Annotated in this window: 19 protein-coding genes; 4 read left to right on the forward strand and 15 right to left on the reverse strand. The window is 69.9% G+C overall.

What is annotated here, in order from left to right; all coding sequences use genetic code 11:
* Positions 1-137 precede the first annotated feature (137 nt).
* Entirely contained in the window at positions 138-884 is a 747-nt protein-coding gene (locus tag ACFY9I_RS06180) for an IclR family transcriptional regulator C-terminal domain-containing protein (protein ID WP_390998061.1), read from the forward strand.
* A 1-nt stretch (position 885) separates the two neighbouring features.
* Here ACFY9I_RS06180 and ACFY9I_RS06185 read toward each other — a convergent pair whose 3' ends face one another.
* From ACFY9I_RS06185 to ACFY9I_RS06215, 7 genes are all read right to left on the reverse strand, one after another.
* Positions 886-2,016: an SRPBCC family protein gene (locus ACFY9I_RS06185; RefSeq protein WP_390997322.1), complete on the reverse strand. Its 1,131-nt coding sequence runs from the start codon at positions 2,014-2,016 to the stop codon at positions 886-888.
* Between the two features lie 184 nt (positions 2,017-2,200).
* Positions 2,201-3,364: an FAD-dependent oxidoreductase gene (locus ACFY9I_RS06190; protein ID WP_390997325.1), complete on the reverse strand. Its 1,164-nt coding sequence runs from the start codon at positions 3,362-3,364 to the stop codon at positions 2,201-2,203.
* Complete coding sequence (locus ACFY9I_RS06195) at positions 3,361-3,723, reverse strand: bifunctional 3-phenylpropionate/cinnamic acid dioxygenase ferredoxin subunit (protein WP_390997327.1); 363 nt, start codon at positions 3,721-3,723, stop codon at positions 3,361-3,363. Before ACFY9I_RS06195 ends, ACFY9I_RS06190 begins: the two co-directional genes overlap by 4 nt.
* Positions 3,724-3,939: 216 nt before the next feature.
* A complete protein-coding gene (locus ACFY9I_RS06200) occupies positions 3,940-4,569 on the reverse strand; it encodes an MBL fold metallo-hydrolase (protein WP_390997330.1) in 630 nt (209 codons plus the stop codon).
* Entirely contained in the window at positions 4,569-5,657 is a 1,089-nt protein-coding gene (locus ACFY9I_RS06205; protein ID WP_390997333.1) for an S-(hydroxymethyl)mycothiol dehydrogenase, read from the reverse strand. The genes ACFY9I_RS06200 and ACFY9I_RS06205 overlap by 1 nt, the downstream gene beginning before the upstream one ends.
* A 224-nt stretch (positions 5,658-5,881) precedes the next feature.
* A complete protein-coding gene (locus ACFY9I_RS06210; RefSeq protein ID WP_390997335.1) occupies positions 5,882-7,636 on the reverse strand; it encodes a BCCT family transporter in 1,755 nt (584 codons plus the stop codon).
* A gap of 711 nt (positions 7,637-8,347) precedes the next feature.
* The gene (locus tag ACFY9I_RS06215; RefSeq protein ID WP_390997338.1) at positions 8,348-10,672 is read right to left on the reverse strand and encodes an FdhF/YdeP family oxidoreductase; all 2,325 of its coding nucleotides are present in this window, start codon (positions 10,670-10,672) and stop codon (positions 8,348-8,350) included.
* A gap of 485 nt (positions 10,673-11,157) precedes the next feature.
* Here ACFY9I_RS06215 and ACFY9I_RS06220 point away from each other — a divergent pair, with 485 nt between their 5' ends.
* Positions 11,158-11,793 carry a VTT domain-containing protein gene (locus ACFY9I_RS06220; RefSeq protein WP_390998064.1) on the forward strand — a complete coding sequence of 212 codons (636 nt, stop codon included), beginning with the start codon at positions 11,158-11,160 and terminating at the stop codon, positions 11,791-11,793.
* Positions 11,794-11,985: 192 nt separating this feature from the next.
* Here the strand turns inward: ACFY9I_RS06220 and ACFY9I_RS06225 are convergent, their stop codons facing one another.
* Together ACFY9I_RS06225 and ACFY9I_RS06230 are read right to left on the reverse strand one after the other, a co-directional pair.
* Positions 11,986-13,035, reverse strand: coding sequence for a substrate-binding domain-containing protein (locus ACFY9I_RS06225; RefSeq protein WP_390997340.1), 1,050 nt, complete (start codon positions 13,033-13,035; stop codon positions 11,986-11,988).
* A gap of 338 nt (positions 13,036-13,373) precedes the next feature.
* Complete coding sequence (locus ACFY9I_RS06230; protein ID WP_390997343.1) at positions 13,374-15,296, reverse strand: ATP-binding cassette domain-containing protein; 1,923 nt, start codon at positions 15,294-15,296, stop codon at positions 13,374-13,376.
* Between the two features lie 291 nt (positions 15,297-15,587).
* Between ACFY9I_RS06230 and ACFY9I_RS06235 the strand changes: the two genes are divergently transcribed.
* On the forward strand, positions 15,588-15,728 hold the full coding sequence (locus ACFY9I_RS06235; protein ID WP_020277398.1) for a hypothetical protein: 141 nt from the start codon (positions 15,588-15,590) through the stop codon (positions 15,726-15,728).
* A 113-nt stretch (positions 15,729-15,841) separates the two neighbouring features.
* On the forward strand, positions 15,842-16,915 hold the full coding sequence (locus ACFY9I_RS06240; protein WP_390997345.1) for a TauD/TfdA family dioxygenase: 1,074 nt from the start codon (positions 15,842-15,844) through the stop codon (positions 16,913-16,915).
* A gap of 286 nt (positions 16,916-17,201) precedes the next feature.
* Here the strand turns inward: ACFY9I_RS06240 and ACFY9I_RS06245 are convergent, their stop codons facing one another.
* From ACFY9I_RS06245 to ACFY9I_RS06270, 6 genes are all read right to left on the reverse strand, one after another.
* Entirely contained in the window at positions 17,202-17,849 is a 648-nt protein-coding gene (locus ACFY9I_RS06245; protein ID WP_390997348.1) for a 3-oxoacid CoA-transferase subunit B, read from the reverse strand.
* Positions 17,849-18,625, reverse strand: coding sequence for a 3-oxoacid CoA-transferase subunit A (locus ACFY9I_RS06250; RefSeq protein WP_390997351.1), 777 nt, complete (start codon positions 18,623-18,625; stop codon positions 17,849-17,851). The genes ACFY9I_RS06245 and ACFY9I_RS06250 overlap by 1 nt, the downstream gene beginning before the upstream one ends.
* Positions 18,626-18,844: 219 nt before the next feature.
* Positions 18,845-20,005, reverse strand: a complete 1,161-nt coding sequence (locus ACFY9I_RS06255) for a hypothetical protein (protein WP_390997354.1) — start codon at positions 20,003-20,005, stop codon at positions 18,845-18,847.
* Entirely contained in the window at positions 20,002-21,213 is a 1,212-nt protein-coding gene (locus ACFY9I_RS06260; protein WP_390997356.1) for a Dabb family protein, read from the reverse strand. The genes ACFY9I_RS06255 and ACFY9I_RS06260 overlap by 4 nt, the downstream gene beginning before the upstream one ends.
* 21 nt (positions 21,214-21,234) lie before the next feature.
* Entirely contained in the window at positions 21,235-21,762 is a 528-nt protein-coding gene (locus ACFY9I_RS06265) for an aromatic-ring-hydroxylating dioxygenase subunit beta (protein ID WP_390997358.1), read from the reverse strand.
* Entirely contained in the window at positions 21,759-23,111 is a 1,353-nt protein-coding gene (locus ACFY9I_RS06270; protein WP_390997360.1) for an SRPBCC family protein, read from the reverse strand. The genes ACFY9I_RS06265 and ACFY9I_RS06270 overlap by 4 nt, the downstream gene beginning before the upstream one ends.
* Positions 23,112-23,124 lie beyond the last annotated feature (13 nt).

The following is a 23,124-nucleotide window of genomic DNA, read 5'->3' on the forward strand; positions in this document are numbered from 1 at the left end:
CCAGGTTGCGAACAGCGCAACTTCCGGATCTTGACTGCGACGGCCTTACTTCCAGTGATGTTGTTTACTACGCGTATAGTTTCACTGTGAGCAACCACAACCAAGACACCAATACGGCGAACTCGCAGTCCGGCGGAGTGCAGTCGGTGGACCGCGCCATCAGCGTTCTGGAGATCCTCGCCCAGCGTGGCGAAGCGGGCGTCAGTGAGGTGGCCGCCGAGATCGATGTGCACAAGTCCACCGCCTTCCGCCTGCTCGGCGCCCTGGAGGCACGCGGTCTGGTGGAACAGGCCGGTGAGCGCGGCAAGTACCGGCTCGGCTTCGGGATCGTACGACTGGCCGGCGCGGTCACCGGCCGTATCGACATCACCCAGCAGAGCCGTCCGATCTGCGAGCGCCTCGCGGAGGAGATCGGGGAGACGGTCAACGTCGCCGTCATGCAGGAGCAGTACGCGATCAACCTCTACCAGGTACGTGGCCCCGGAGCGGTCACCGCGCACAACTGGGTGGGCCAACTGACCCCGCTGCACGCCACGTCGAGCGGCAAGATCCTGCTGGCCCACCTGCCGACGAAGGAGCGCGCCGCGCTGCTGTCCGCCGTCGGCATGAAGAAGGTCACCGCGCACACCATCACCGCGAAGACCAAACTCGAGAAGAACCTCGCCGAGGCTCGGGAGGCCGGCTACGCCTTCACTCTCGAGGAACTGGAGCTCGGTCTGCACGCCATGGCCGCCCCGGTCCGCAACCGGGACGGCGAGGTCATCGCGGCGCTCAGCGCCTCGGGTCCTTCCTACCGGTTCACCGAGGAGCGTCTGCACGAGCTCTCCCCGGTGCTGCTCAAGGGCGCCGAGGAGATCAGCCACCGCATGGGCTACCTGGGCTGAGTCATCCCTGGGGGTTGCCCAGGCGCTCGTTCACCCAGTCGTGGAACGCGCCGATGTGGTGCTCGCTGGGCACCAGCACGCCCCCCTTGGCGTACATGCGTGAGCTCATTCCGGGCTGCGTGCGCTCGCAGGCGTCGAAGTCCTGCTGGTTGACGCGGTGGAAGAGTTCCACGGACCGGCTGACGTCCTTGCCGCTCTCCACGACGTGCGGCAGGTAGAGCCAGTCGCACTCGACGACGGTGCGGTCCACGGCCACCGGATACATCCGGTGGAAGATCACATGGTCGGGCACGAGGTTGATGAAGACCTGCGGCTTGACGGTGATCGCATAGTAGCGGCGGTCCTGGTCCTCGGCGACGCCCGGGATGCGGTCCAGACCCTCCGAGCCGTCGACGGTGAAGCCCTGGACCTCCTCACCGAACTCGGCGCCGTGGCCGACGTAGTACTGGGCCGCGTAACCGTCCGCGAACTCCGGGAGCACCTCGGTGAGTTCGGGGTGGATGGTGGCGCAGTGATAGCACTCCATGAAGTTCTCGATGATGAGCTTCCAGTTCGCCTTCACGTCGTAGACGATCCGCTTGCCGACGGAGAGGTTGTCGATGTCGTAGCGCTCGATCGACTCGATGTCGCCGAGTCGCTCGACGACCGCGCCGATGACGTCCTCCTCGAAGGAGGGCGGGTTCTCCGCCAGGCAGACCCACACGTACCCGAGCCACTCCCGGACGGCCACGCTCACCAGGCCGTACTCGGTGCGGCCCACGTCGGGCATCTTGGTGAGGTTGGGCGCCGCGACCAGTTTGCCGTTCAGGTCGTACGTCCAGGCGTGGTAGGGGCACTGGAAGGCACGCTTGACCTCGCCGGTCTCCTCCGTGCAGAGCTTGGCGCCGCGGTGCCGGCAGACGTTGAACCAGGCGCGGACCGAGTTGTCCCGGGCGCGGGCGATCAGGATGCTCTCGCGGCCCACGTCCACGGTGCGGAAGGCACCGGGCTTCGCCAGTTCGGAGGCGCGCGCCACGCAGAACCACGTGGTTTCGAATATGCGCTCCTGCTCCTGGGCGAAGATCTGCGGATCCGTGTAGGAGGAGCCCGGCAGGGTGGCGATCAGGCTGTCCGGCAGGCTGGTCGAGGTCACGGTGCACTCCTCGTGGGAACGTCGTGGATCGGACTGTCACGCGCCGGGAAGAGCGACTCCGGACGGCGTTGTGTAGGGAGCAACCCTGCGTGCGATACGCAACCGCAGCATCGGATGCCGCTGGGCTGGTGTCAAGACGAGGGTGGTTTCAAAGACGAAGGGCGGTGTCAGGTGGCGGGCGGCGTCAGGGCGCGATGGTGGCGAGCTGCTTGCGCCAGCGGGTGAACAGCCGTGCCTGGTTCATCCCGAGCACGGCGACCGGGTTCCCGGCCCGCCGGTAGACGGCCAGGACGTCGCGGCCGTCCGCGGTGCCCGCCTCGATGGCCACGCTGTCCGCCAGGGCCGTGTGACCGGCGAACTGGATCTTCACGCCGTACTGGTCGGACCAGAAGTACGGCGGCCGGGGCACGCCCGGTTCCACCGCGCCACCCGCCAGCAACGTGGCGATCGCGGCGTCGGGGCGTTCACGCGCACCGGTCCAGTGCTCGACGCGGCGATGACATCCCGCGCGCGGGTCGTACCAGTTGGCGCAGTCGCCGACCGCGACCACGCCGGCCAGGCTGGTGCGACCGTCCGCGCCGCACTTGACGCCGTTGTCGAGTGCGATGCCGGAGCCTTCCAGCCACTCGACGTTCGGGCGTGCGCCGACACCGACCACGACGATGTCGGCGGGGATGCCGCGCCCGTCCTCCAGCAGCACGGCGTCGACCCGGGTCTCCCCGCTCAGCCCCTTGACACCCACGCCGCACAACAGCTGTACGCCGTGGTCCGCGTGGAGGGCGGAGACAAGGGCACCCATGGTCTCGCCGAGCGGTCCGGCGAGCGGTGCGGGCGCCGCTTCCACGACCGTCACGTCGAGTCCGAGGGCGTACGCGGTGGAGGCGACCTCGGCGCCGATGAACCCGCCGCCGATCACGACCAGCCGTCCGCCCCCGGCCAGTTCGTCCCGCAGGGCGCGGGCGTCGTCCAGGGTGCGCAGCGTGTGGACTCCGGCCAGCCCCTCGGAGCCGGGAAGGGAGCGCGCCGCGGCGCCGGTCGCTATGACGACCCCGTCGGCCCGCACCTCCCGTCCGTCGCCGAGCCGGACGACACGTCGCGCGTGGTCGAGTCCGGTGGCGCGGACGCCGAGCAGCCACTCCGCCCCGAGGTCCTCCTCGTCCGTCTCCAGAGCGAGTTCGGCCTCGCCGAGAGTGCCGGACAGGAACTCCTTGGACAGCGGGGGCCGGTCGTACGGACGGTGGAGCTCGTCCCCGACGAGAACGAGCCGTCCGTCGTACCCCTGCTTGCGCAGTGAGCGCGCCGCCGACAGCCCGGCCAGCGAGGCGCCCACCACGGCGACGGTCCTCACGCCAGGCCCCCGGCGAGCCGGGCCGAGATACAGGGCGGCAGGTTCGGCGCCTCAGTGGACAGGCGGACGTGGATCACGCCGTCCTCGACGACGACCTCGTGCGTCCGGACCGGAAGCTTGGCCGGCGGGGAGTCGACCGCGCCGGTCCTGAGGTCGAACTTGGAAGCATGCAGCGGGCATTCCACCTCACAGCCCTCCAGCCAGCCGTCGGCGAGCGACGCGTCCTGGTGGGTGCAGGTGTCGTCGATGGCGAAGAGTTCGCCGTCGTCCGTGTGGAACACCGAAACCGGCGGATCGATATCGAGCCGGAATGCCTCGCCTCGGGGGAGCTCCTCGAGACGGCACGCGGGAATCATCATGACACCTCGGTGCGTATAGCGAAACGGATTGCGGTAAGCGCAACATCAGTCTGGGGTCGGCCCGAACCCTTGTCAAGGCATCCAGAGGGCGCTCTGAGGCGTCGATTTCATTGCACCATAAGAAACTGAACTCATATAGAACAACAGCAGCCCGCCGTATCGGCTCGCGATGGCGGCGAGCCGGTACGGCGGGCGTTCAAGGGCCGCCGGTGGGCGTCAGAAACCGCGGTCGACCCACTCCTGGAGGTGCGGGGCCTCCGCGCCGACGGTGGTCGTGTCACCGTGTCCGGTGTGCACGACGGTCTCCGGCGGCAGTGTCAGCAACCGGTCCCGGATCGAGTCGACGATGGTCGGGAAATCGCTGTACGACCGTCCCGTCGCCCCCGGCCCGCCGGCGAACAGGGTGTCGCCGCTGAAGAGGGCCTCCAGGGCCGGTGCGTACAGGCAGACGGCCCCGGGGGCGTGGCCGGGCGTGTGCAGCACGGTCAGCCCGACGCCGGCCACCGCGAGGCCCTGACCGTCGGTGAGTTCGGCGTCCGGCGCCCGGTCGGGGTGGGTCTGCTTCCACAGCGGCAGGTCGTCCGGGTGGAGGAGGACCGGGGCGCCGGTGCGGTCGGCTAGTTCGGGCGCGGCGTCGATGTGGTCGTTGTGCGCGTGCGTGCACACGATCGCGATGAGGCGCCGGTCGCCGACGGCTCGGGCGATGGCCTCGGCGTCGTGCGCGGCGTCGATGACGATCGCCTCGGTGTCGTCGCCGACGATCCACACGTTGTTGTCGACCTCCCAGGTGCCGCCGTCCAGCGAGAACGTCCCGGAGGTGACGAGGTGTTCGATGCGGGCGGCCATCAGAGGACCACCACCGAGCGCAGGACGTCGCCGTGGTGCATCCGCTCGAAGGCCTTCTCCACGTCGTCCAGTGCGATGGTCTCCGTGACGAAGGCGTCCAGGTCCAGGCGGCCCTGGAGGTAGAGGTCGATGAGCATGGGGAAGTCGCGGCTGGGCAGGCAGTCGCCGTACCAGGAGGACTTCAGGGAGCCGCCGCGGCCGAAGACGTCCAACAGCGGCAGTTCGAGCTTCATCTCGGGGGTGGGCACACCGACCAGGACGACCGTGCCGGCGAGGTCACGGGCGTAGAAGGCCTGCCGGTAGGTCTCGGGGCGGCCGACCGCCTCGATGACGACGTCGGCGCCGTGGCCGCCGGTCAGTTCGCGGACGGCCTCGACCGCGTCGTTCTCCCTGGAGTTGACGGTGTGGGTCGCGCCCAGCTTCCGGGCGGTCTCCAGCTTGCGGTCGTCGATGTCGACGGCGATGACCTTCGCCGCGCCCGCCAGGTTCGACCCGGCGATCGCCGCGGCACCGACGCCGCCGCAGCCGATCACCGCGACCGAGTCACCGCGGCCGACGTTCCCGGTGTTGATGGCCGCGCCGATGCCCGCCATCACGCCGCACCCCAGCAGACCCGCGGCGGCGGCCGACGCGGTCCGATCGACCTTCGTGCACTGCCCCGCGGCCACCAGGGTCTTCTCCGCGAAGGCGCCGATGCCGAGGGCCGGCGAGAGTTCCTGCCCGGTCGACGCCAGCGTCATCTTCCGCTTCGCGTTGTGGGTGGCGAAGCAGTACCAGGGCCGTCCCCGCAGACAGGCCCGGCACTGACCGCACACCGCGCGCCAGTTGAGAATGACGAAGTCGCCGGGGGCGACCTCGGTGACCCCCTCCCCCACCGACTCCACGACTCCCGCGGCCTCGTGGCCCAGCAGGAAGGGGAAGTCGTCGTTGATGCCGCCCTCGCGGTAGTGCAGATCGGTGTGGCAGACCCCGCAGGCCTCGATCTTCACCAGCGCCTCACCCGGACCCGGGTCGGGCACGATGATCGTTTCCAGGCTGACGGGGGCGCCCTTGCCCCGCGCGACGACAGCACGGACCTGGTGCGTCATGGCCACTCCTCGGCTGGTTCGAGACTTGAATCAGATGTTGCTCATTACGGCACACATCTCACGTGTCGCAACACAGCATCGTGGAGCGCCGACCGCGGGTCAAGCAGCACGACGAGGGTTCTCCTCCGCCGGGCGGGAGCGCGGGACGGCAACGTGAACGCCCGGCGGGGTCGTGGCCGCACAGGGCGGTGCCACGACCCCGCCGGGCGCGGGTGCCGCCGCTCTCAGTGAGCGGAGGAGGGGGCGGTCGGCTGCTCGGACGACTGGGGCCGCTGGGGCTCCGTGCCGTCGGAGGACTCACAGGGACCGATGCGGATCTCGAAGTCGCCGTCGTACTTCTCGTGGCCGGCGATGACGGCCGTCTCGATGGCTTCCTTGCCCTTGCTCCTGCGGATGATGAGCGGGTCGTGGCGCAGATCACGGGTGAGCGCGACGCACAGGCCGATCATCACCAGGGTGAAGGGGGCCGCGGCGAGGATGGTGAGGTTCTGCAGCCCGGTGAGCGCGTCGCCCTTGCCGCCGCCGATGAGCAGCATGACCGCCGCGACCGCCCCGGTCAGCACTCCCCAGAAGACGACGACGCCCCGGGTCGGTTCCAGGGACCCGCGCTGCGAGAGCGTGCCCATCACGATCGAGGCGGCGTCGGCGCCGGAGACGAAGAAGATCCCGACCAGGATCATCACGACCACGCTGGTCACGGTGGCGATCGGGTACTGCTGGAGCACGTCGAAGAGCTGCCCCTGGGCGGTCGAGGCATCGCTCAGGCGCTTCTCGTCCTGGAGGTGCATCGCCGAGCCGCCGAAGACGGCGAACCACAGCAGGCTGACGGTGCTGGGCACCAGGATGACTCCGCCCACGAACTGCCGGATGGTCCGGCCGCGGCTGATGCGCGCGATGAACATCCCCACGAACGGCGTCCAGGAGATCCACCAGGCCCAGTAGAAGACCGTCCAGCCGGCCAGCCAGTCGGCGACTCCCTCACCGCTCGACGCCTCGGTACGCCCCGCCATCTGGGTCAGGTCGCCGAGGAAGGCGCCGACGGAGGTGGGCAGCAGGTCGAGGATGAAGATGCTCGGCCCGACGAGGAACACGAAGACCGCAAGGGTCACGGCCAGCACCATGTTGATGTTGGACAGCCACTGGATGCCCTTGGCGATCCCGGACACCGCCGAGGCGACGAACGCCACCGTCAGCACCGCGATCACGGCGACCAGCAGGCCGGTGCCGACCGATCCCATCCACCCCAGTTCGGTGAAGCCGCTGCCGATCTGCAGGGCGCCGAGCCCCAGAGAGGCGGCCGAGCCGAAGAGCGTGGCGAAGATGGCGAGGATGTCGATGACCCGGCCGCCCCAGCCGTTCGCCCGCTTCTCACCGATCAGCGGGGTGAACACGGCGCTGATCAACTGTCGGCGTCCGCGCCGGAAGGTGCTGTAGGCGATGGCCAGGCCCACCACGGCGTACATCGCCCACGGATGGAGCGTCCAGTGGAAGAGGGTGGTGGCCATGGCGGTCTCCATGGCCTGGGCGGCATCGGCCGGGTCCGTGCCCGGGGGAGGCGTGGTGAAGTGTGACAGCGGTTCGCTCACGCCGTAGAACATCAGGCCGATGCCCATGCCCGCGCTGAACATCATGGCGATCCAGGAAACGGTGCGGAACTCGGGCTGCTCGCCCTCCTCCCCCAGGGTGATCCGCCCGTAACGACTCATCGCCAGCCAGAGGGCGAAGACGACGAAACCCGAGGCGGCGAGGACGAACGCCCACCCGCCGTTGCGGATGGTCCCGTCCAGCAGCGTCCCGGAAACGCTCTTCAGACTGTCGGTCGCCGAGGCTCCCCATACGACGAAGGCGAGAGTGATCACCGCGGCGACACCGAAGACGACACGGTCCGTCCGAGGACCTGCCGTGGTCGCCGGGCTTCCCGGCAGATCCGCCTCGACGGGATGGCTTGGACTCCCGTCCCGTTCGCGGGTTCTGTTCATGGCTCGTCCTTTCCACAGACGGCGGTGGACTACCTGTCGCGGCCGACTGCATCGCGGTCGCGGCATCGGTGTCGCCCTCGCCGGCCGCGCCCTCCGCTGTGGGCTACCGGCACACGGATCGGGTGGGAGATCGGCGAGGGAAGAGATGGAGCTGTCACCAGGGGACATCGTTGCAAATAACGCATCGCTATTCACGATGGGCAACAACAGTCCGATGCTTCAGGAAGGCTGTCAAGACCCCGTTCAGGAGCGTTGCCCGACCGCAACCGAGCAGCCGGAGCCACTCGCCACGGAGTCACAGCACGCGCACGGAGGAACCCGCCCTCGGGCTCGGACCGGAGCACCACTCGCCGGGTGCGGACCAGAGGCCACCGCGGGCAGGCGGAGCGTCTTCAGCTCCGTCTCGGCCCGCTCACGTGGGCGTCGGGGTCCCACGTCATGCCGGCCACCGTACCGAACCGCGGCAGCGGGCCGTCGGGAGCGGTGCGGTCGGGAGCGGTGCGGTCGGGAGCGGTGCGGTCGGGAGCGGTGCGGTCGGGAGCGGTGCGGTCTATCCGGAACGCACGGTTGCCCACGGCGCGCCAGGGCGATCAGGGCGCCGAGGTGCGCGCTCTGATGGCTCGGGCGGCGGCGCGGCTCGCGTATGCGCCGGACCCATGGCGGTGTGGGCGGCCCGGTCGAGGGACGTCCGGGTGTCCGGGCGGGCTCCGCTCATCGCAGGTCGGGACTCGCGTCCGCGCGGGCGGCGACCGGTTCCAACCGGACGACGATCGACTTGGACGTGGGCGTGTTGCTGACGGCCGCGGTGGAGTCCAGGGGTACCAGGACGTTGGTCTCGGGAAAGTACGCGGCGCAGCATCCGCGGGGTGTCGGGTACGACACCGCGCGGAAGGCGGGCGCCCTCCGCTCCACGCCGTCCCCGTACTCACTGACGATGTCGACGAGGTCCCCTGCGGCCAGGCCTCGGTCGGCGAGGTCGTCGGGGTGCAGGAAGAGGACCCGGCGGCCCTGGTGGATGCCGCGGTAGCGGTCGTCCAGGCCGTAGACGGTCGTGTTGTACTGGTCGTGGGAGCGGAGCGTCTGCAGCAGCAGTCGGCCCGGCGGGACCTCCGGCCACTCCAGCGGGTTGACGGTGAAGTTGGCCAGGCCGGTGGTGGTCGTGAACCGGCGCTCGTCGCGGGGCGGGTGGGGCAGTGCGAAACCGCCCGGCCGTCGCACCCGGGCGTTGAAGTCCTCGAAACCGGGGATCACGCGTGCGATGCGGTCGCGGATGCTGTCGTAGTCCGCCTCGAAGTCCTCCCAGGGCACGTGCGCGTCCGCTTCCCCGAGTGTGGCCCGTGCCATCCGGCAGATGATCGCGACCTCGCTCAGCAGGTGCTCGGAGGCGGGGGCGAGACGCCCCTGCGAGAGGTGCACCATGCCCATGGAGTCCTCCACCGTGACCGGCTGGGGCCCGGTCGGCCGCACGTCGGCCTCGGTCCGGCCCAGACACGGGAGGATGAGTGCCTGCTCCCCGGCGACGACATGGGAGCGGTTGAGCTTGGTCGATATCTGCACGGTCAGCCGGCACCCGCGCAACGCCTGCTCGGTCAGCTCGGTGTCGGGGGCCGCCGCGACGAAGTTGCCGCCGAGCGCGACGAAGACCCGGACGTCGCCGTCACGCATGGCACGGATGCTCTCGACCGCGTCGTGACCGTGGTGCCGCGGGGGCGAGAACGCGAACTCGGCACCGAGCGCGTCCAGGAACGCGTCGTCCGGCTTCTCGTGGATGCCCATCGTCCGGTCGCCCTGCACGTTGGAATGGCCGCGCACCGGGCAGAGGCCGGCGCCGGGGCGGCCGATGTTGCCGCGCAGCAGGAGGAAGTTCACCACGTCCCGGATGGTGGGTACCGAGTGGTGGTGCTGGGTGAGACCCATCGCCCAGCAGACGACGATCTTCTCGGCGGCCAGCACCTGGCGGAACGCCGCCCGGATCTCTTCCTCGGGCAGGCCCGTGGCTTTTAGGACGTCGTCCCACGGCGCCTTGCGGGCGTGCTCGGCGAACTCCTGGAAGCCGTGGGTGTACCGGTCGATGAAAGAGGTGTCCAGGCAGGTGCCGGGTGCTTCGTCCTCCGCCTCCAGCAGCATGCGGTTGAACGCCTGGAACAGCGCCTGGTCTCCGCCCAGCCTGATCTGCAGGAACTGGTCCGTCAACCGGGTGCCGCCGCCGAGGATGCCGGAGGGCCGCTGGGGGTTCTTGAAGCGGAGCAGCCCCGCCTCGGGCAAGGGGTTGACGGCGATGACGCGTGCGCCCCGTCGCTTGGCCTGCTCCAGTGCGGAGAGCATGCGGGGATGGTTGGTGCCGGGGTTCTGGCCGACCACGAGAATGAGATCGGCTTCGTAGAGGTCGTCCAGACGAACGCTGCCCTTGCCGATGCCGATGGTCTCCGTCAGGGCCGATCCGCTGGACTCGTGGCACATGTTGGAACAGTCCGGCAGGTTGTTGGTGCCGAACATCCGGACGAAGAGTTGATAGGCGAACGCGGCCTCGTTGCTCGCCCGTCCGGAGGTGTAGAACGCGGCCTGATCGGGATGATCGAGCGCGGCGAGTTCCCGGGCGATCACGGCGAACGCGTCGTTCCAGGAGATCGGTCGGTAGCGATCGCTGCCCTTGGGGCGGTACATGGGGTGGGTGAGGCGCCCTTGCTGCCCGAGCCAGTAGTCGGTACGGGGGAGCAGATCCTCCAGGGTGTGCTCGGCGAAGAACTCGGGGGTGACCCGGCGTACGGTGGCCTCCTCGGCCACGGCCTTGGCCCCGTTCTCACAGAACTCCGCCCGGTGCCGGCGCTCCGGCTCGGGCCAGGCACAGCCGGGACAGTCGAAGCCCTCCTTCTGGTTGACCTGGAGCAGCGTGAGCAGGCTGCGGCGGGCCCCCATCTGCTCGCCGGCGTGCCGGAGAGAGGAGGTGACCGCTGGTATGCCGGCGGCGTACTCCTTCGGGGGACCGACCCGCAGACGGGCGTCGCCGGGGTCCTCAGCAGGTGCCTTGCGAGTCATCTGAAGCGCCACTCCGCGGTGTAGGGGATCAGAGCCATTCATCGCCGGGCGTCGCGGCCCGTCGTGCGGGGCCGCCCACCGGAGACCATGCGGTTTCGAATTACACAACAGTATCGCCATGCGCAACGCGTCTAAGGAAGCCCGACTCGCGTCCTCCTGTCAAGGCCGCTGCTTCGCCCACGTTGGAGGCCGGGCTCCGGCCTCCGCGCCGACTCGCGGCCCGGCCGGCGGTCGTCCCGTTCCCGACCCGTACCTCCGAACCCGGCCGCGTGCCCGCGCCCCCGGATCCGGCCACCGGACGAGGACACCAACCGGCCTGCCCGACCGACCCACCTGAGACGACCGGCGACAGGTCTCCGAACAGGAAAGATGTCGGCCGGTCGCCCGTGCGCGCACGGCCGGGACAGGCGCATGCGCCAAGGCCACGGGATGCTGGGATGCTGGGTGGGTGGCGACCCGGCGAGGACGACCAGGAGGTGAGTACGGTGATCGCCGTCGACCCGACGGACAGCGCCTCGGTGCTTGCCGCCTTCGGCGCCCTCGGCGTCCTCGTGGTGATCTTCGCGGAGTCGGGCCTGCTGGTTTTCGGCTTCTTCCTGCCCGGTGACTCGCTCCTGTTCCCGGCCGGTGTGCTGTGCGCCGGGACTGCCGAGCAGGCGCCACGGCTGGTGCTGTGGCAGGTGCTGCTGTGCGCCGGCGTCGGCGCCGTGGCGGGAGGCCAGGTCGGGTTCCTGCTCGGGCGGCACGGCGGGCGGGCGGTGCTGGCCCGCACCTCCAAACCGGGCGTGCGGAGGACGGCGGAACGGGCGGAGCGGCTCCTGGCTCGCTATGGCTACGGCAAGGCCCTGGTGATCGGCCGTTTCGTCCCGATGGTGCGCACGGTTCTGCACCCTGCGGCCGGCGCGCTGGGCGTGCCCACGCGGACGTTCACCGTCTGGCAGATCGTCGGTGGGCTGCTCTGGTCACAGAGTCTCGTGCTGGCCGGGTACACCCTCGGGGCCTCCGTTCCCGACATCGACGACTACCTGCCGTCGCTCGTCGCCCTCGTCGTCGTGGTCTCCCTCCTGCCCTTGCTCCCCCTGCTGACCGAAGCACGCCGCACGAGGCGACGCCACCGCTGACGTCCGTCGCGACACGGGTACGGACCGCCGGCGGCGTCCTTCGGTCCGGAGCCGCCCGAGCCGGAGAAGCAGGCGGTGGCGCTGACGGCCACGGCCAGTGCGGTCAGGGCCGCAGCGGTGAGACGGCGGCCGGCGCAACGGCGTCGGATGGTTGTCCGCATGGCGGGTTCATGGTCTCAGGAGTCAGGCGTACTAATGAGGTGCACCGGAGTCCGGGACTTCGGCGAAGGGCGTGCCGCCCGCGGGCCCGGTACTGGCCCGCAGGGAGATCGGCGGGGCGAGGAGGTGGTGCCGAGGTGAGGCAGTGGGGTGGTCGAGGCGTTCGATGAGGAGGTCGACGGCATGGCGGCCCATCTCCTCCGCCGGTACGTCCGCCGCGGTGAGCTGCGGGGTCACCGTCTCCGCCCACCGGGACGCCACGACTCCGGTGACGGAGAAGTCGCGCGGCACATGGCGGCCCGCATGGGCAAGCCCTCGGTAGAGGCCGCCCAGCGCGGCCTCGTTCAGGGTGACCAGGGCCGTGGTGGCCGGGTCCTCGTGCAGAATCTGCTCCAGGCAGGCCTGACCCGAGGCGGCGTCGTCACCGCAGCAGTACGTCCGCACGGTCAGCCCTCGCTCGGCCGCGGCCTTGGTGAAACCGTCCAGGCCCCGGTGCGCCGACTCGTACCCGGCCCGCAGGAGCTGCTGCGGCCGGTTGACGAAGGCGACCCTGCGGTGACCCAGGTCCGCGAGATGGTGGACACAGGCCGCCGTCAGAGCGGTGTGGTCCAGCCCCACCCACCAGGTGCCCTCCGGGTGCGCCGTACGACCGATGGCGACGGACGGGAAGTCCAGCTCGGCGAGGTGATCGACCCGGTCGTCCGCCAGCCTGATCTCCATCAGGATCGCCCCGTCGACACGCCGCTCCCCCAACAGCCGCTGGAACGAGCGGTCGCTGTCCGCGCCGCTGGGAGACAGCAGCACGTCGTAGTCGTGCGCCGCCGCGGCCTCCACCACACTGCCGATGAAGTCGAGCTGCATCCCGGTGTAGTGGTTGCCGGCCGGCGGGAAGACAAGGCCGATCGTGCTCGTCCGGCCGTTGGCCAGGGCGCGGGCGCTCGCGTTGGGCTGGTAGCCCAGCTCGTCGATGACCCGCTGGATCTTCTCCCGGGTCTCCTCCGACACCGGGCGCTTACCGCTCAGCGCGTACGACACGGTGCTCCGCGAGACACCGGCCCGCTCGGCGATCTCCCCGATGTTCACGGCACTCCTTCGTCGAACCGGTTCGCGTGGTGGGAAGTTAGAAGCTGCCCCGCCCCCTGTCAATGCCCGGCGCCGACTTCCGGCGAACCGGTTCGACGAAGTCACGCGTGCCGTCGCTTCGCCTTGGCCGGGCCCCCGACGCGTCAGGGGACCCGGCCGGTGTCTCGGGGCCACACGGACACCACGGGTGAAGCCATCCGCGTCCCGGGCGTGTCGCCGATCGCCGCACGCGACGGACGCGACCGACACGACCGACGCGAAGCACGCGACGGACGTATCAGGGTGATGTGACCGACGGTCGAGGGTCTCCCGGAACCGACTGGGTCAGGTGGACCCGGTCAGGTGGACCCGGTGCCCGTACGAGCGTGCGACCACGTTCCGTGACCTCCGTCCGGCGCCGGGTCGGCCGGTCCGGGCAGCCCGCCGGGACAGGCTCCTGGGACCGGGGGTCCGAGGGCCGGCTCCTCGGCGCTCTCGCCGAGGAAGCCTCCCGACTGGTGCTGCCAGAGCTTGGCGTAGGCGCCCTCCACCGCGAGCAGTTCCTCGTGGGTGCCCTGCTCGACGATGCTCCCACGGTCGAGGACGACGAGACGGTCCATGCCGGCGACGGTGCTCAGACGGTGGGCGACCACGAGGGCCGTACGACCGTCCACCAACCGCCACAGGGCGTCCTGGACGAGGAGCTCGCTCTCCGAGTCCAGCGCACTGGTCGCCTCGTCGAGCAGCAGGATCGGGGCGTCGCGCAGGATGGCCCTGGCCAGGGCGACGCGCTGGCGCTGGCCGCCCGAGAGTTTGACTCCTCGCTCCCCCACCAGAGTGGCGAAGCCGTCGGGGAGCTGGTCGGCGAACTCCGTGACGTGCGCGGCCGCGGCCGCCGCGTGGATCTCCTCGTCGGTAGCGCCGGGCCGGGCGAAGGCGATGTTGTCCCGCAGGCTGCGGTGGAACATGGCGGGTTCCTGTGGGACGTAGGCGATCAGTGAGCGCAGGTCGGTCTGGCGCAGCCGGCTGATGTCCTGTCCACCGATCAGGATGCGTCCGGCGCCGATGTCCGACATCCGCAGCAGGAGCCGGGTGAGTGTGGTCTTGCCGCCGCCGGACCTGCCGACCAGACCGATGCGTGCGCCTGCGGGCACGTCCAGGTCCAGTCCCTGGAAGATCGGTTTCGCGCCCGCGTGGGCGAAGGTCACCGCCTCGAAGCGGATGCCGGTGTCCCGCGGGGCGAGCGGGTCGGGTTCCATCGGGTCTAGCACGGTGGGCGGGTCCAGCAGCAGCTCCGTGAACTGCGCGGCCTCGGTCATCGAGCTCTCCAGCCGCCGGTAGATCTGGTTGAACTCGAACATGATCTGTGTGGCGTTGGAGTAGTAGGTGAAGGCGACGACGATCTCCTCGACTCCCTGGCCGGAGCCACCGAAGGCGATGGCGACCAGCAGACCCAGCACGTTGGTCAGCACGGACATGGGGGCGATCAGGGTGTCGACGCGCAGATTGCCGTAGTCCCACGACCGCAGCGTCAGGCGCCGGGAGTCCGCGACCCGGCTGCGGTGTTCGTCGGCCTCCCGCCGCTCGGCCGCGAACGCCCGGATGGTCTCCATGTTCATGAGGCTGTCGGCGACATGGCCGGAGACCCGGGCGACCGCCGCCTCACGGTCGTTGACGAGCCTCTGCCGACGACGGATCAGAGGCGTCGCGGCCACCACGGTCAGCGCGATCATCACGACGAGGCCGACGACGAGCATCGGTTCGTAGCTCCACAGCACCACGGCACCGAACACCAGCGGGACGAGGCTGCCCACGATCCGGTACGTCACCGTGTCGACGAAGTCCTCGAAGCGCTTGCCGAAGCTCAGCACCCGCTTGGTCAGGGACCCGGCGAAGTTGTCGTGGAAGAACGCCGCGTCCTTGGCGAGGAGTTCATCCATGCCGCTCACGTACAGGTGTTCCATGCCGAGGGCGTCCACCCGGTTCAGGCAGTGCTGCCCGATCCGCCACACGACCTCGGCGAGCAGCAGCGTCACGCCGAAGCCCAGCACGTACGGCAGCGCCGAGCCGAGGGTGAGACCGCCGCCGCCGGCCGCCTGTGCTGCCAGTTTGGCGATCAGCAGGGGGGCGACGTAGCGGATGCCGATGTTGCCCACGGCCGGCAACAGCAGCGCGGGTAAGGCCAGCCGTCGCAGTCGCAGCAGTTCCCGGCAGTAGCGGCGCAGTGCCAGAACGACCGCACTCCTGTCCGGCGTGGACCCTCGCGTCTCTTTTGTCCCCATCACACTCCCGGAGGTTCGGAAGTCGGAAGTGTCCCGTCCGGGGAGGTTCTCAGTCCAGGCATTTACCGCGGACCGGCGAGAACCGGACACCGCCGCGCATGGTCCTTGACGGTGCCCGCACCGAGGCGAATGGGTGAGCGTCCCACCGACGAGCCACACTGCTCGGCTTCGGCGTCGCCCTGACCGTGTCCACCATGCCCTGGTACCGTAATACGAGACAGCATCACTCCCATTGACCCACATTCCGCCCTCCTCTATGGTTGAGGCACTTCTCGAAAGGACGGGACCAGCATGGAGACAGTCGCCCTGATCGGCGTTCTGCTCGTGTCGTGCGCTGGCCGCCGGACCTATGACGAGCCGCTCAGCTACTTCCCTCCCAGGGAAGGACTGCGCCCGGGTACGGCCGCCGGCGAGCCTCAGACCCCGTTCTGAGTGTTCCGAGGCCGTTCGTCGTCGACCGACGAACGCCCGCCGCACGGAGACCTTCGTCGTCCGTCGGGTCCGCACCCACGGGCATCACCGCATTCTTCGAGGAGCGCATCATCATGACCACCTCTGTCGGCCTCCAGCCGATCTCCGGACCGTCCGCCTGGCGCGGCGACGAGCTGTCGAAGTCCACCGAATGGATCTACGTGCTCAGCGACGCCGAGCGCGCCGAGCTGGAGGCACTGGGACGGCGCTTCGTCGCCGAGAACCCCGACCTGCGCACCGTCACCGCCGCCGACTACCCGTTCGACGCCTGCCGCGCGCTCAACAACGAGTGCGCGGTCCAGATGGACGCCGGCCGCGGCTTCGTCCTGGTGCGCGGCCTGCGCACCGAGGAGTACGGCGACGCGATGGCCGCCGCCATCTTCTTCATCATGGGCCTGCACCTCGGCCAGCCGATCGGGCAGAACCAGCGGGGCGACCTGCTGGACCACGTGATCGCCACGTCGAACAAGACGTTGTCCGACGAGGGGGCGCTGCCCTCCCGCGTACGGGACCGGCTTCCGTTCCACTCGGACAGCTCCGACGTCGTCGCCCTCATGTGCCTGCGCGGCGCCAAGGAGGGCGGAGCCTCCAGCCTGGTCAGCGGCACCACGATCTACAACGAGATGCTGCGCCGTCGGCCGGACCTCGCCCCTCGGCTCTTCGACACGTACCACTGGGACTGGCGGCGCCAGGACCCCGACTCCCCGGAACTGACGTACACCTCGCCGATCATCGGCTACGTCGACGGCGTCTTCAGCACCTACGCGGGCAACTCGATGATCTTCAGTGCCCAGGAGTACCCGGGTGTCCCTCAACTGACGCCGGACCAGGTCGCGGCCATCAACCTCTTCGACGAGATCTCGCAGGAACAGGGTCTGCCGATCGACATGGACTTCCAGCCGGGGGACGTGCAGTGGCTGCTCAACTACGCGGCGCTGCACTCGCGCACCAGCTACGTCGACCACCCGGAGCCGGAGCGCCGTCGGCACCTGCTGCGGCTGTGGCTCAAGCGGGACGTCGGCCGTCCGTTGGCTCCCAAGTTCGGCAAGCACGTCGTCGAGTTGGGTGAGCCCACGAAGCCGTTGGTGCCCGGTGGCCGGTTCCGTATCGGCGACGCGGTCACCGTCAACGACGACTGGGGAGTGTGACACCACCACCCGCACCGGCCGTCGGCGTGACGGCCGGTGCGGGTGGTTCCCCTGGGGCGGATCAGCCGAGTCCGCACCACCAGAGCGTTTCCCACAGCCGCCGCAGCCCTTCCGACGTAGGGCTGCGGCGGCTGTACGCGTCGGGGGCCCACGACCTCACGCTGCACGAGCCGAGGCCCACGACCTCACGACGCAGGCCCCCGGTACGGCGGCGCGCCCGCAGGGAGCGTGCCGCCGTACCGGGGGCCGGGGTGCCGCCAGCGTCGACGACGCAGGTCCGGCAGGGTCAGCAGGCGGTCTCGTGAGGGATGAGCACGTTCGCCGCCGTCTTCTCGGCGACCTCCTCGTGGGTGACGCCGGGAGCGGTCTCGACGAGGACCAGACCGGCGTCGGTCACGTCGAGGACGGCGAGGTCGGTGATGATCCGGTCCACGCAGCCCTTCCCGGTGAGCGGCAGACCGCACTCCCGGACGATCTTGGGGCTGCCGTCCTTCGCTGTGTGCGTCATGGTGACGATCACCCGCCGGGCGCCGTGGACGAGGTCCATCGCTCCGCCGATGCCGGTCACCATCCGGCCGGGGATCGCCCAGTTGGCGAGGTCGCCCCGTTCGGAGACCTGCATGGCGCCGAGTACCGCGGTGTCGATGTGGCCGCCGCGGATCATGCCGAAGGACAGCGCCGAGTCGAAGAACGCCGCGCCGGGCAGCACCGTGACGGTCTCCTTGCCCGCGTTGATCAGGTCGGGATCGACCTCGTCCTCGTAGGGGAAGGGGCCGGTGCCGAGGACGCCGTTCTCCGACTCCAGTACGACGTGGACGCCGTCGGGCAGGTGGTTGGGGATCAGGGTCGGCAGGCCGATGCCCAGGTTGACGTACTCGCCGTCACGGAGATCACGGGCCGCGCGGGCGGCCATGTCGTCGCGTGTCCAAGCCATCAGGCCCCCACCTCCGGGTCCCTGCGGAGGACGGTCAACTGCTCGATCTTCTTGTCGGCGGCCTGTTCGGCGGTGAGGGCCACCACCCGCTGCACGAAGATGCCCGGCAGATGGACCTGGTCCGGGTCGATGCGGCCCGGCTCGACCAGCTCCTCGACCTCGGCGATCGTGATGCGGCCGGCCATGGCCGCCAGCGGGTTGAAGTTGCGGGCGGACTTGCTGAACACGAGGTTGCCGTGCCGGTCGCCCTTCGCCGCCCGCACCAGGGCGAAGTCGGTGGTGATCCCGCGTTCCAGGACGTGGTCCCGGCCTTCGAACTCGCGGACCTCCTTGGGCGGTGAGGCGACGGCGATGCCGCCGTCCCCGTCGTACCGCCACGGCAGCCCGCCGTCGGCGACCAGGGTGCCGACGCCGGCCGGGGTGTAGAAGGCCGGTATGCCGCAGCCCCCGGCCCGCAGTCGCTCGGCGAGCGTGCCCTGGGGGATCAGTTCCAGCTCGATCTCACCGGCCAGGTACTGGCGGGCGAACTCCTTGTTGCCGCCGATGTAGCTGCCGGTCACGCGTGCGATCCGGCCGGCGGTGAGCAGCACGGCGAGGCCGGACTCCAGAGCGCCGCAGTTGTTCGAGAACACGTCCAGTCCGGTCACGCCGGCGTCGTACAGGGCCTGGATCAGGATGTCCGGGACTCCGCTCAGACCGAAGCCTCCTACCGTCAGGGAGGCTCCGTCGGAGACGTCCGCCACGGCTTCGGAGGCTGAGGCGACGACTTTGTCCATCCGCCCGCCACTTCCTTTCAGGGGCATCGGGTGCCCGATGGATGGTGCGCACCGGCGAACTCCGGTTCGCCGGTGGCACGGGGTGTCTTACGTCGCTCGACCGTCTCGACGTGGTGGTCGGCGGCGGTCTGTGCCGCTGCGGCAGCGGGTGGCCGGACGGCGACGCCGTCCGGTTCACGTCGAGGGGGTGTCGAGCGGGTGTCGAGCCGACCGCCCGGACTACGCCGGTTCGGTCAGGAGCCTTCGGTACACGCGTGCGAAGGCGGTGAGTTCCGTCAGCGCCAGCACATCGCGACGGGGGTCGTCGGTGGCCGGCCTCGCCCGCGGGCCGAGGCGTACGGTGTCGACGCCACGGGCGCGCAGGACGACGCCGTCGGTCGATCCCGTCCAGCCGGTGACCGGCGGCGGCCGTGTACCGAACTCGTCGAGCCAGGCCGCTTGTGCGGCCCTCACCACCGGGGCATCGGCCGGCGTGGCCACGGCGGGGGCGACCGGCTCGGCCTCCACGTCGATCTCGCAGTCACGCAGCGCCGACCGTGCGCACCGCGCCCGTAGCCGGTCGGTCAGCTCGGCCGCCAGCGCCTTCGGCTCCACCTGGTCACCGGCGACGACGTACAGGTCGATCCGCAGCCTGGCCGGCAGCAGGTCCGGCTTGTCCGGCCACCCCCCGCTGACCGCGCCGATACCGCACGCCCGGCCGGTCTGCCCCGCCCTGGGGTCGGCGGCCAGATACGACGTGCGCCAGCCGTCCAGCTCCTCCAGTACGACGCCGGCATGGGCGACGACTCCGCCCGGTGGCGTGGCCGACTCCGCCGTCATCGCCGCCCCGGAGCGGCCGGTCACCCGGACGGTCAGGTAGCACGCGCCCGGTTCGTGCCACAGCAGCGTGGGAGGGCCGCACTTGGCCACGATCGCCGACCGCGGCAGCGGGAAGGTGTCGGCGTACGCCTCCAGGCCGGTGATCCCGCTCGCGCGGCGGTGCGTCCCGGAGCCGGCGAGCAGCAGCCGCCCGGCACCCGCCTCGGCGAACGCGACCAGCGCGGCGGCCGCCGGGCCTCGGGCGACCCCGAGGCCGAAACCGGCCACCAGGTCGCCGTCCACGGTGAGCGGACCGACCGGCGCGGCGTTGCCGGTGACGAGCCGGTTGAACTCACCACCGTCGTCCAGTGACGTGTCGAGGTGGGAGTACAGCAGCGGCCCGGCTCCGTGGGCGGCGACCAGGCTGCCGCCCGCGGAGCCGTGCTCCAGCACCTGCCACTCGATGTGCGGCCACCGCTCGGCGCACCAGGCGCGCAACCGGTGGGCCGCCGTGCGCTCCCCGCCTCGTGGGGCGGGGGTCGCGTCGAGCAGGCGCAGGACGTCGAGCAACCGCTGTCTCAAAAACGTCCCCAGTCGTCGGAGGCCGGACGCCACACGTCGATGTTGCGGGGGTCGGCCGGCATCCTGCGGGGCCGGTGCGTCTCGTGCTCCTCCGGCGTGAACACCCGGTGGCGGTCGCACAGTTCGTAACGCGGACCGAAGCGGGTGTCGTGCAGGTAGAACGCGATCGACGTCGACGCCGAGTGGTTGACGATGTCGGAGGCGATCGGCGCGCCCTTGTACAGCGCGCGGGCGCGCATCCGCATGACGTGGTCGAGGCTCTTCATGGCGAAGCACAGGTGCGCGACGTAGTGCTCGGTGTTCTTCTGGATGGCGAGGCTGTGGTGGTAGCGGTCCTCGCAGCGGAAGAACGTGGTCGAGCCGACGACGTGGTCCGAGGGCATGAACCTCAGGACGTTCTGGTAGAAGTTGACCGTCTCATCGAACTTCGCGGTGGCGATGAAGGGGTGCACCAGGTCCAGCGGCCGGATCTCGAGGTGCGGCGGCTCGGCGTACTCCTGGAACTCGGTGAACAGCTCGACGACAAGGCCGTCGGGGTCCTTCACCGCGAAGCCGTTGTCGCACAGCGCCTTCTGCCGCTCCTGCAGCTCGAGCACCTCCAGTCCGGCGTCGAGGACGCTCTTGTGCAGCTCTTCGAGGACCTCCTCGCTCTCGACGCTGTAGCCGACCGCGGTCGTCCACCCGTCGGTGCGCTCGGGGGCGTGGATCAGCTCGATCGCGTGATGCTCGATGTCGGCGCGCAGGTAGGCGTAGTCGTCCGTACGCTGCTCCAGTTGCAGACCGACGTGGTACTGGAGGAAGTCGATCGTGGCCTGCATGTCCGGGACTTCGATCCGGGCGTACTCCATGCCGTACGGGCCGTGCGGGCGGGTGCTCACCGGCGGTTTCCTTCCTGCGGCGAGCGAGGGACGCTCGGCGAACTCGAACGAGGTGATGGCCTGCTGGGCGATGACCGGCCGCCAACGCGTGCGCACGAAGCTCTCGTGGGACTCGCTGGAGAGATAGGCGAGCAGGTCGTCCTGGCTGTCGAAGTCGACGGCCATCGTGTGGGTGAAGGTCTGGTCGCGGGTGCTGATGTTCTCGCCGAGGACGAAGCCGCGCATGGCCGGGTAACGGCCCGGGAAGGTACGCAGCTCGGCCAGCACGGACTCCCGCGTGGCCTCGTCGACCTCGTCGGCGAAACGGAAGGACAGGGTGTGTCGGATCATCGGGTCACCATCCGTCGCCGGCTAGAGGATGAAGCTGAGCCGGGCGCCGGCCGCCAGCGACTCATGGCCGAGGACCGAGCGCCGCAACCGGAAACGCAGTCCGTCCTCGGTCGGCACCAGCAGATGGTCGTACCAGCCGACGTAGGCGTCGAAGTGACCGTCGCGGGCGCGGTGGATCACGAAGGACGCCGACACCCGGAAGTGGTCCTCGGTGTCTCCCTCGGAGAGCCGCACGTTCGACACCAGCCGGTGGGTGCGCGAGTGCGGGTTCTCCGCGTGTGCCTTGCGTGACTTCAGGCGCTTGACCCGGGCCCGGAGCAGGTCCCAGTCGTCGTCGACGAACGATCCGGTCTCGTGCGGCGACCAGCCGGGGCGATGGTCGGTGGTGGGGATCTCGTAGCGGGCGCCGTCCTCGAAGAGGGCCAGCCAGCCGTCGTAGTCCCAGTGGTCGAGGATGTCGGCCTCGGCGTAGAGGAAGTCCTCCACGTCCTGCCGGGTGATGGTGCGCCCCGCGCACCGCACGGATCCGCTGTTGGTGATCGCGGTCATCGCACGTCCCTCCCCACCAGGAAGGACGCCGGTCGCTCGCCGTGGATGTCGAGGCCGTCTTCGAGCCCGACAGCTTCGATCCAATGCCGCCAGAAGCCCCGCATCGCGCCCTCGTCGATCGACCTGCCCTGCGCGCCCTTGACCTCGTCGGCCATGCCGCGCGACATGTCGCTGTAGTCCAGCTCGGGCGCGGCGCTGTTCGCCGTGGCCTGGATGCCGCGCTGCACCGCCTCGTACGCCTCGATGTCGTCCGGCGTGGCAAGCCCGCCCGGACCGACGAAGCTGACGACCGTCTTCATGCGCAGGGCACGGGTGTCCGGGTCCTCGTCGCGCGGGACCAGCTGCCAGGCACGCACATCCGTCTGGTCGGGTGCCACCGGCTCCAGCTGCCGGATCGACAGGCCCTCGATGTCGAACAGCAGCAGGTTCGGGAACACGAACAGGATGTGGCTCTCGTCGGCCACGTAGTGCGCCCGCTTCTCGCCCAGCCGCACGTTCATCTCGGCTCGGTGCTCCTCGGTGCGCACCCGTTCGTCCTCGCCGAAGCGCGGTTCCCAGACCATGCTGATCCGCCCGCCGTGCCCGGTCAGGACCAGCAGCCCGTGGCCGTTGCCGAGGTTGTAGGCGTACTGGTTGTCGTCGGTGACGGCGAAGCCGCTCTCGCGCAGGTAGCCCACGAACGTGTTGTGCGTCGGCGCGAAGTGGTAGCCGTCCATGGCGTTCTCGACGGCGAGTTTCCAGTTGCCGCGCACGCTGTAGAGCTGTGTGCCGGGCAGTGTGGTCATGCCGCCGACGTGCTGCTGCTCGATCATCGTCATGTAGTCGGCCGCGTCGCCGAGGTGCTCGAGCAGCGGCGGCACGTCGGGGTCGAAGGAGACGAAGACGAACCCCTCGTGGATCTCCAGGCGCGGCACGCTGCGCAGCCCCATCGACGTCCCGAACGCGTCGCCCGACTCGTAGGCGCCGACATCGGGGATCGCGGCGAGCTCACCGTTGTTGCGGAACGTCCAGGCGTGGTAGAAGCACTGGAAGAGCCTGGTGGAGCCCTCCTGCTCACGGCACAGAACCGTGCCGCGGTGCGGACAGGAGTTGAGGAACGCGTGGATCTCGCCGGCGCTGTCCCGGCAGAAGATCAGCGGCCGACCACCGAGGGTGCGGACCTTGAAGTCGTTGGGGTTGGGGATCTCGGTCTCGTGGCCGAGGTAGAGCCAGGTGTGCATCCACACCCAGCCGCGTTCCCGGGTGAAGACCTCCGCGCTGCGGTAGGCCTCGCGGTTGACCCGGAAGGTGAGCTGGTCCCAGTCCTCGACGATCATGGGTTCTGGGGCGGTCCGGGGTTTGCTTCCCATTGCGGAATGTGCC

Origin of the sequence: Streptomyces sp. NPDC012510, from assembly GCF_042955065.1 — a bacterium.
Taxonomy (GTDB): Bacteria; Actinomycetota; Actinomycetes; order Streptomycetales; family Streptomycetaceae; genus Streptomyces.

Bases quoted from the DNA above. Each gene is read 5' to 3' on its own strand.
- ACFY9I_RS06195 (WP_390997327.1), bottom strand. From the start codon at position 3,723: ATGATGATTCCCGCGTGCCGTCTCGAGGAGCTCCCCCGAGGCGAGGCA.
- ACFY9I_RS06200 (WP_390997330.1), bottom strand. From the start codon at position 4,569: ATGGCCGCCCGCATCGAACACCTCGTCACCTCCGGGACGTTCTCGCTG.
- ACFY9I_RS06205 (WP_390997333.1), bottom strand. From the start codon at position 5,657: ATGACGCACCAGGTCCGTGCTGTCGTCGCGCGGGGCAAGGGCGCCCCC.
- ACFY9I_RS06210 (WP_390997335.1), bottom strand. From the start codon at position 7,636: ATGAACAGAACCCGCGAACGGGACGGGAGTCCAAGCCATCCCGTCGAG.
- ACFY9I_RS06215 (WP_390997338.1), bottom strand. From the start codon at position 10,672: ATGACTCGCAAGGCACCTGCTGAGGACCCCGGCGACGCCCGTCTGCGG.
- ACFY9I_RS06230 (WP_390997343.1), bottom strand. From the start codon at position 15,296: ATGGGGACAAAAGAGACGCGAGGGTCCACGCCGGACAGGAGTGCGGTC.
- ACFY9I_RS06235 (WP_020277398.1), top strand. From the start codon at position 15,588: ATGGAGACAGTCGCCCTGATCGGCGTTCTGCTCGTGTCGTGCGCTGGC.
- ACFY9I_RS06240 (WP_390997345.1), top strand. From the start codon at position 15,842: ATGACCACCTCTGTCGGCCTCCAGCCGATCTCCGGACCGTCCGCCTGG.
- ACFY9I_RS06245 (WP_390997348.1), bottom strand. From the start codon at position 17,849: ATGGCTTGGACACGCGACGACATGGCCGCCCGCGCGGCCCGTGATCTC.
- ACFY9I_RS06250 (WP_390997351.1), bottom strand. From the start codon at position 18,625: ATGGACAAAGTCGTCGCCTCAGCCTCCGAAGCCGTGGCGGACGTCTCC.
- ACFY9I_RS06260 (WP_390997356.1), bottom strand. From the start codon at position 21,213: ATGATCCGACACACCCTGTCCTTCCGTTTCGCCGACGAGGTCGACGAG.
- ACFY9I_RS06265 (WP_390997358.1), bottom strand. From the start codon at position 21,762: ATGACCGCGATCACCAACAGCGGATCCGTGCGGTGCGCGGGGCGCACC.
- ACFY9I_RS06270 (WP_390997360.1), bottom strand. From the start codon at position 23,111: ATGGGAAGCAAACCCCGGACCGCCCCAGAACCCATGATCGTCGAGGAC.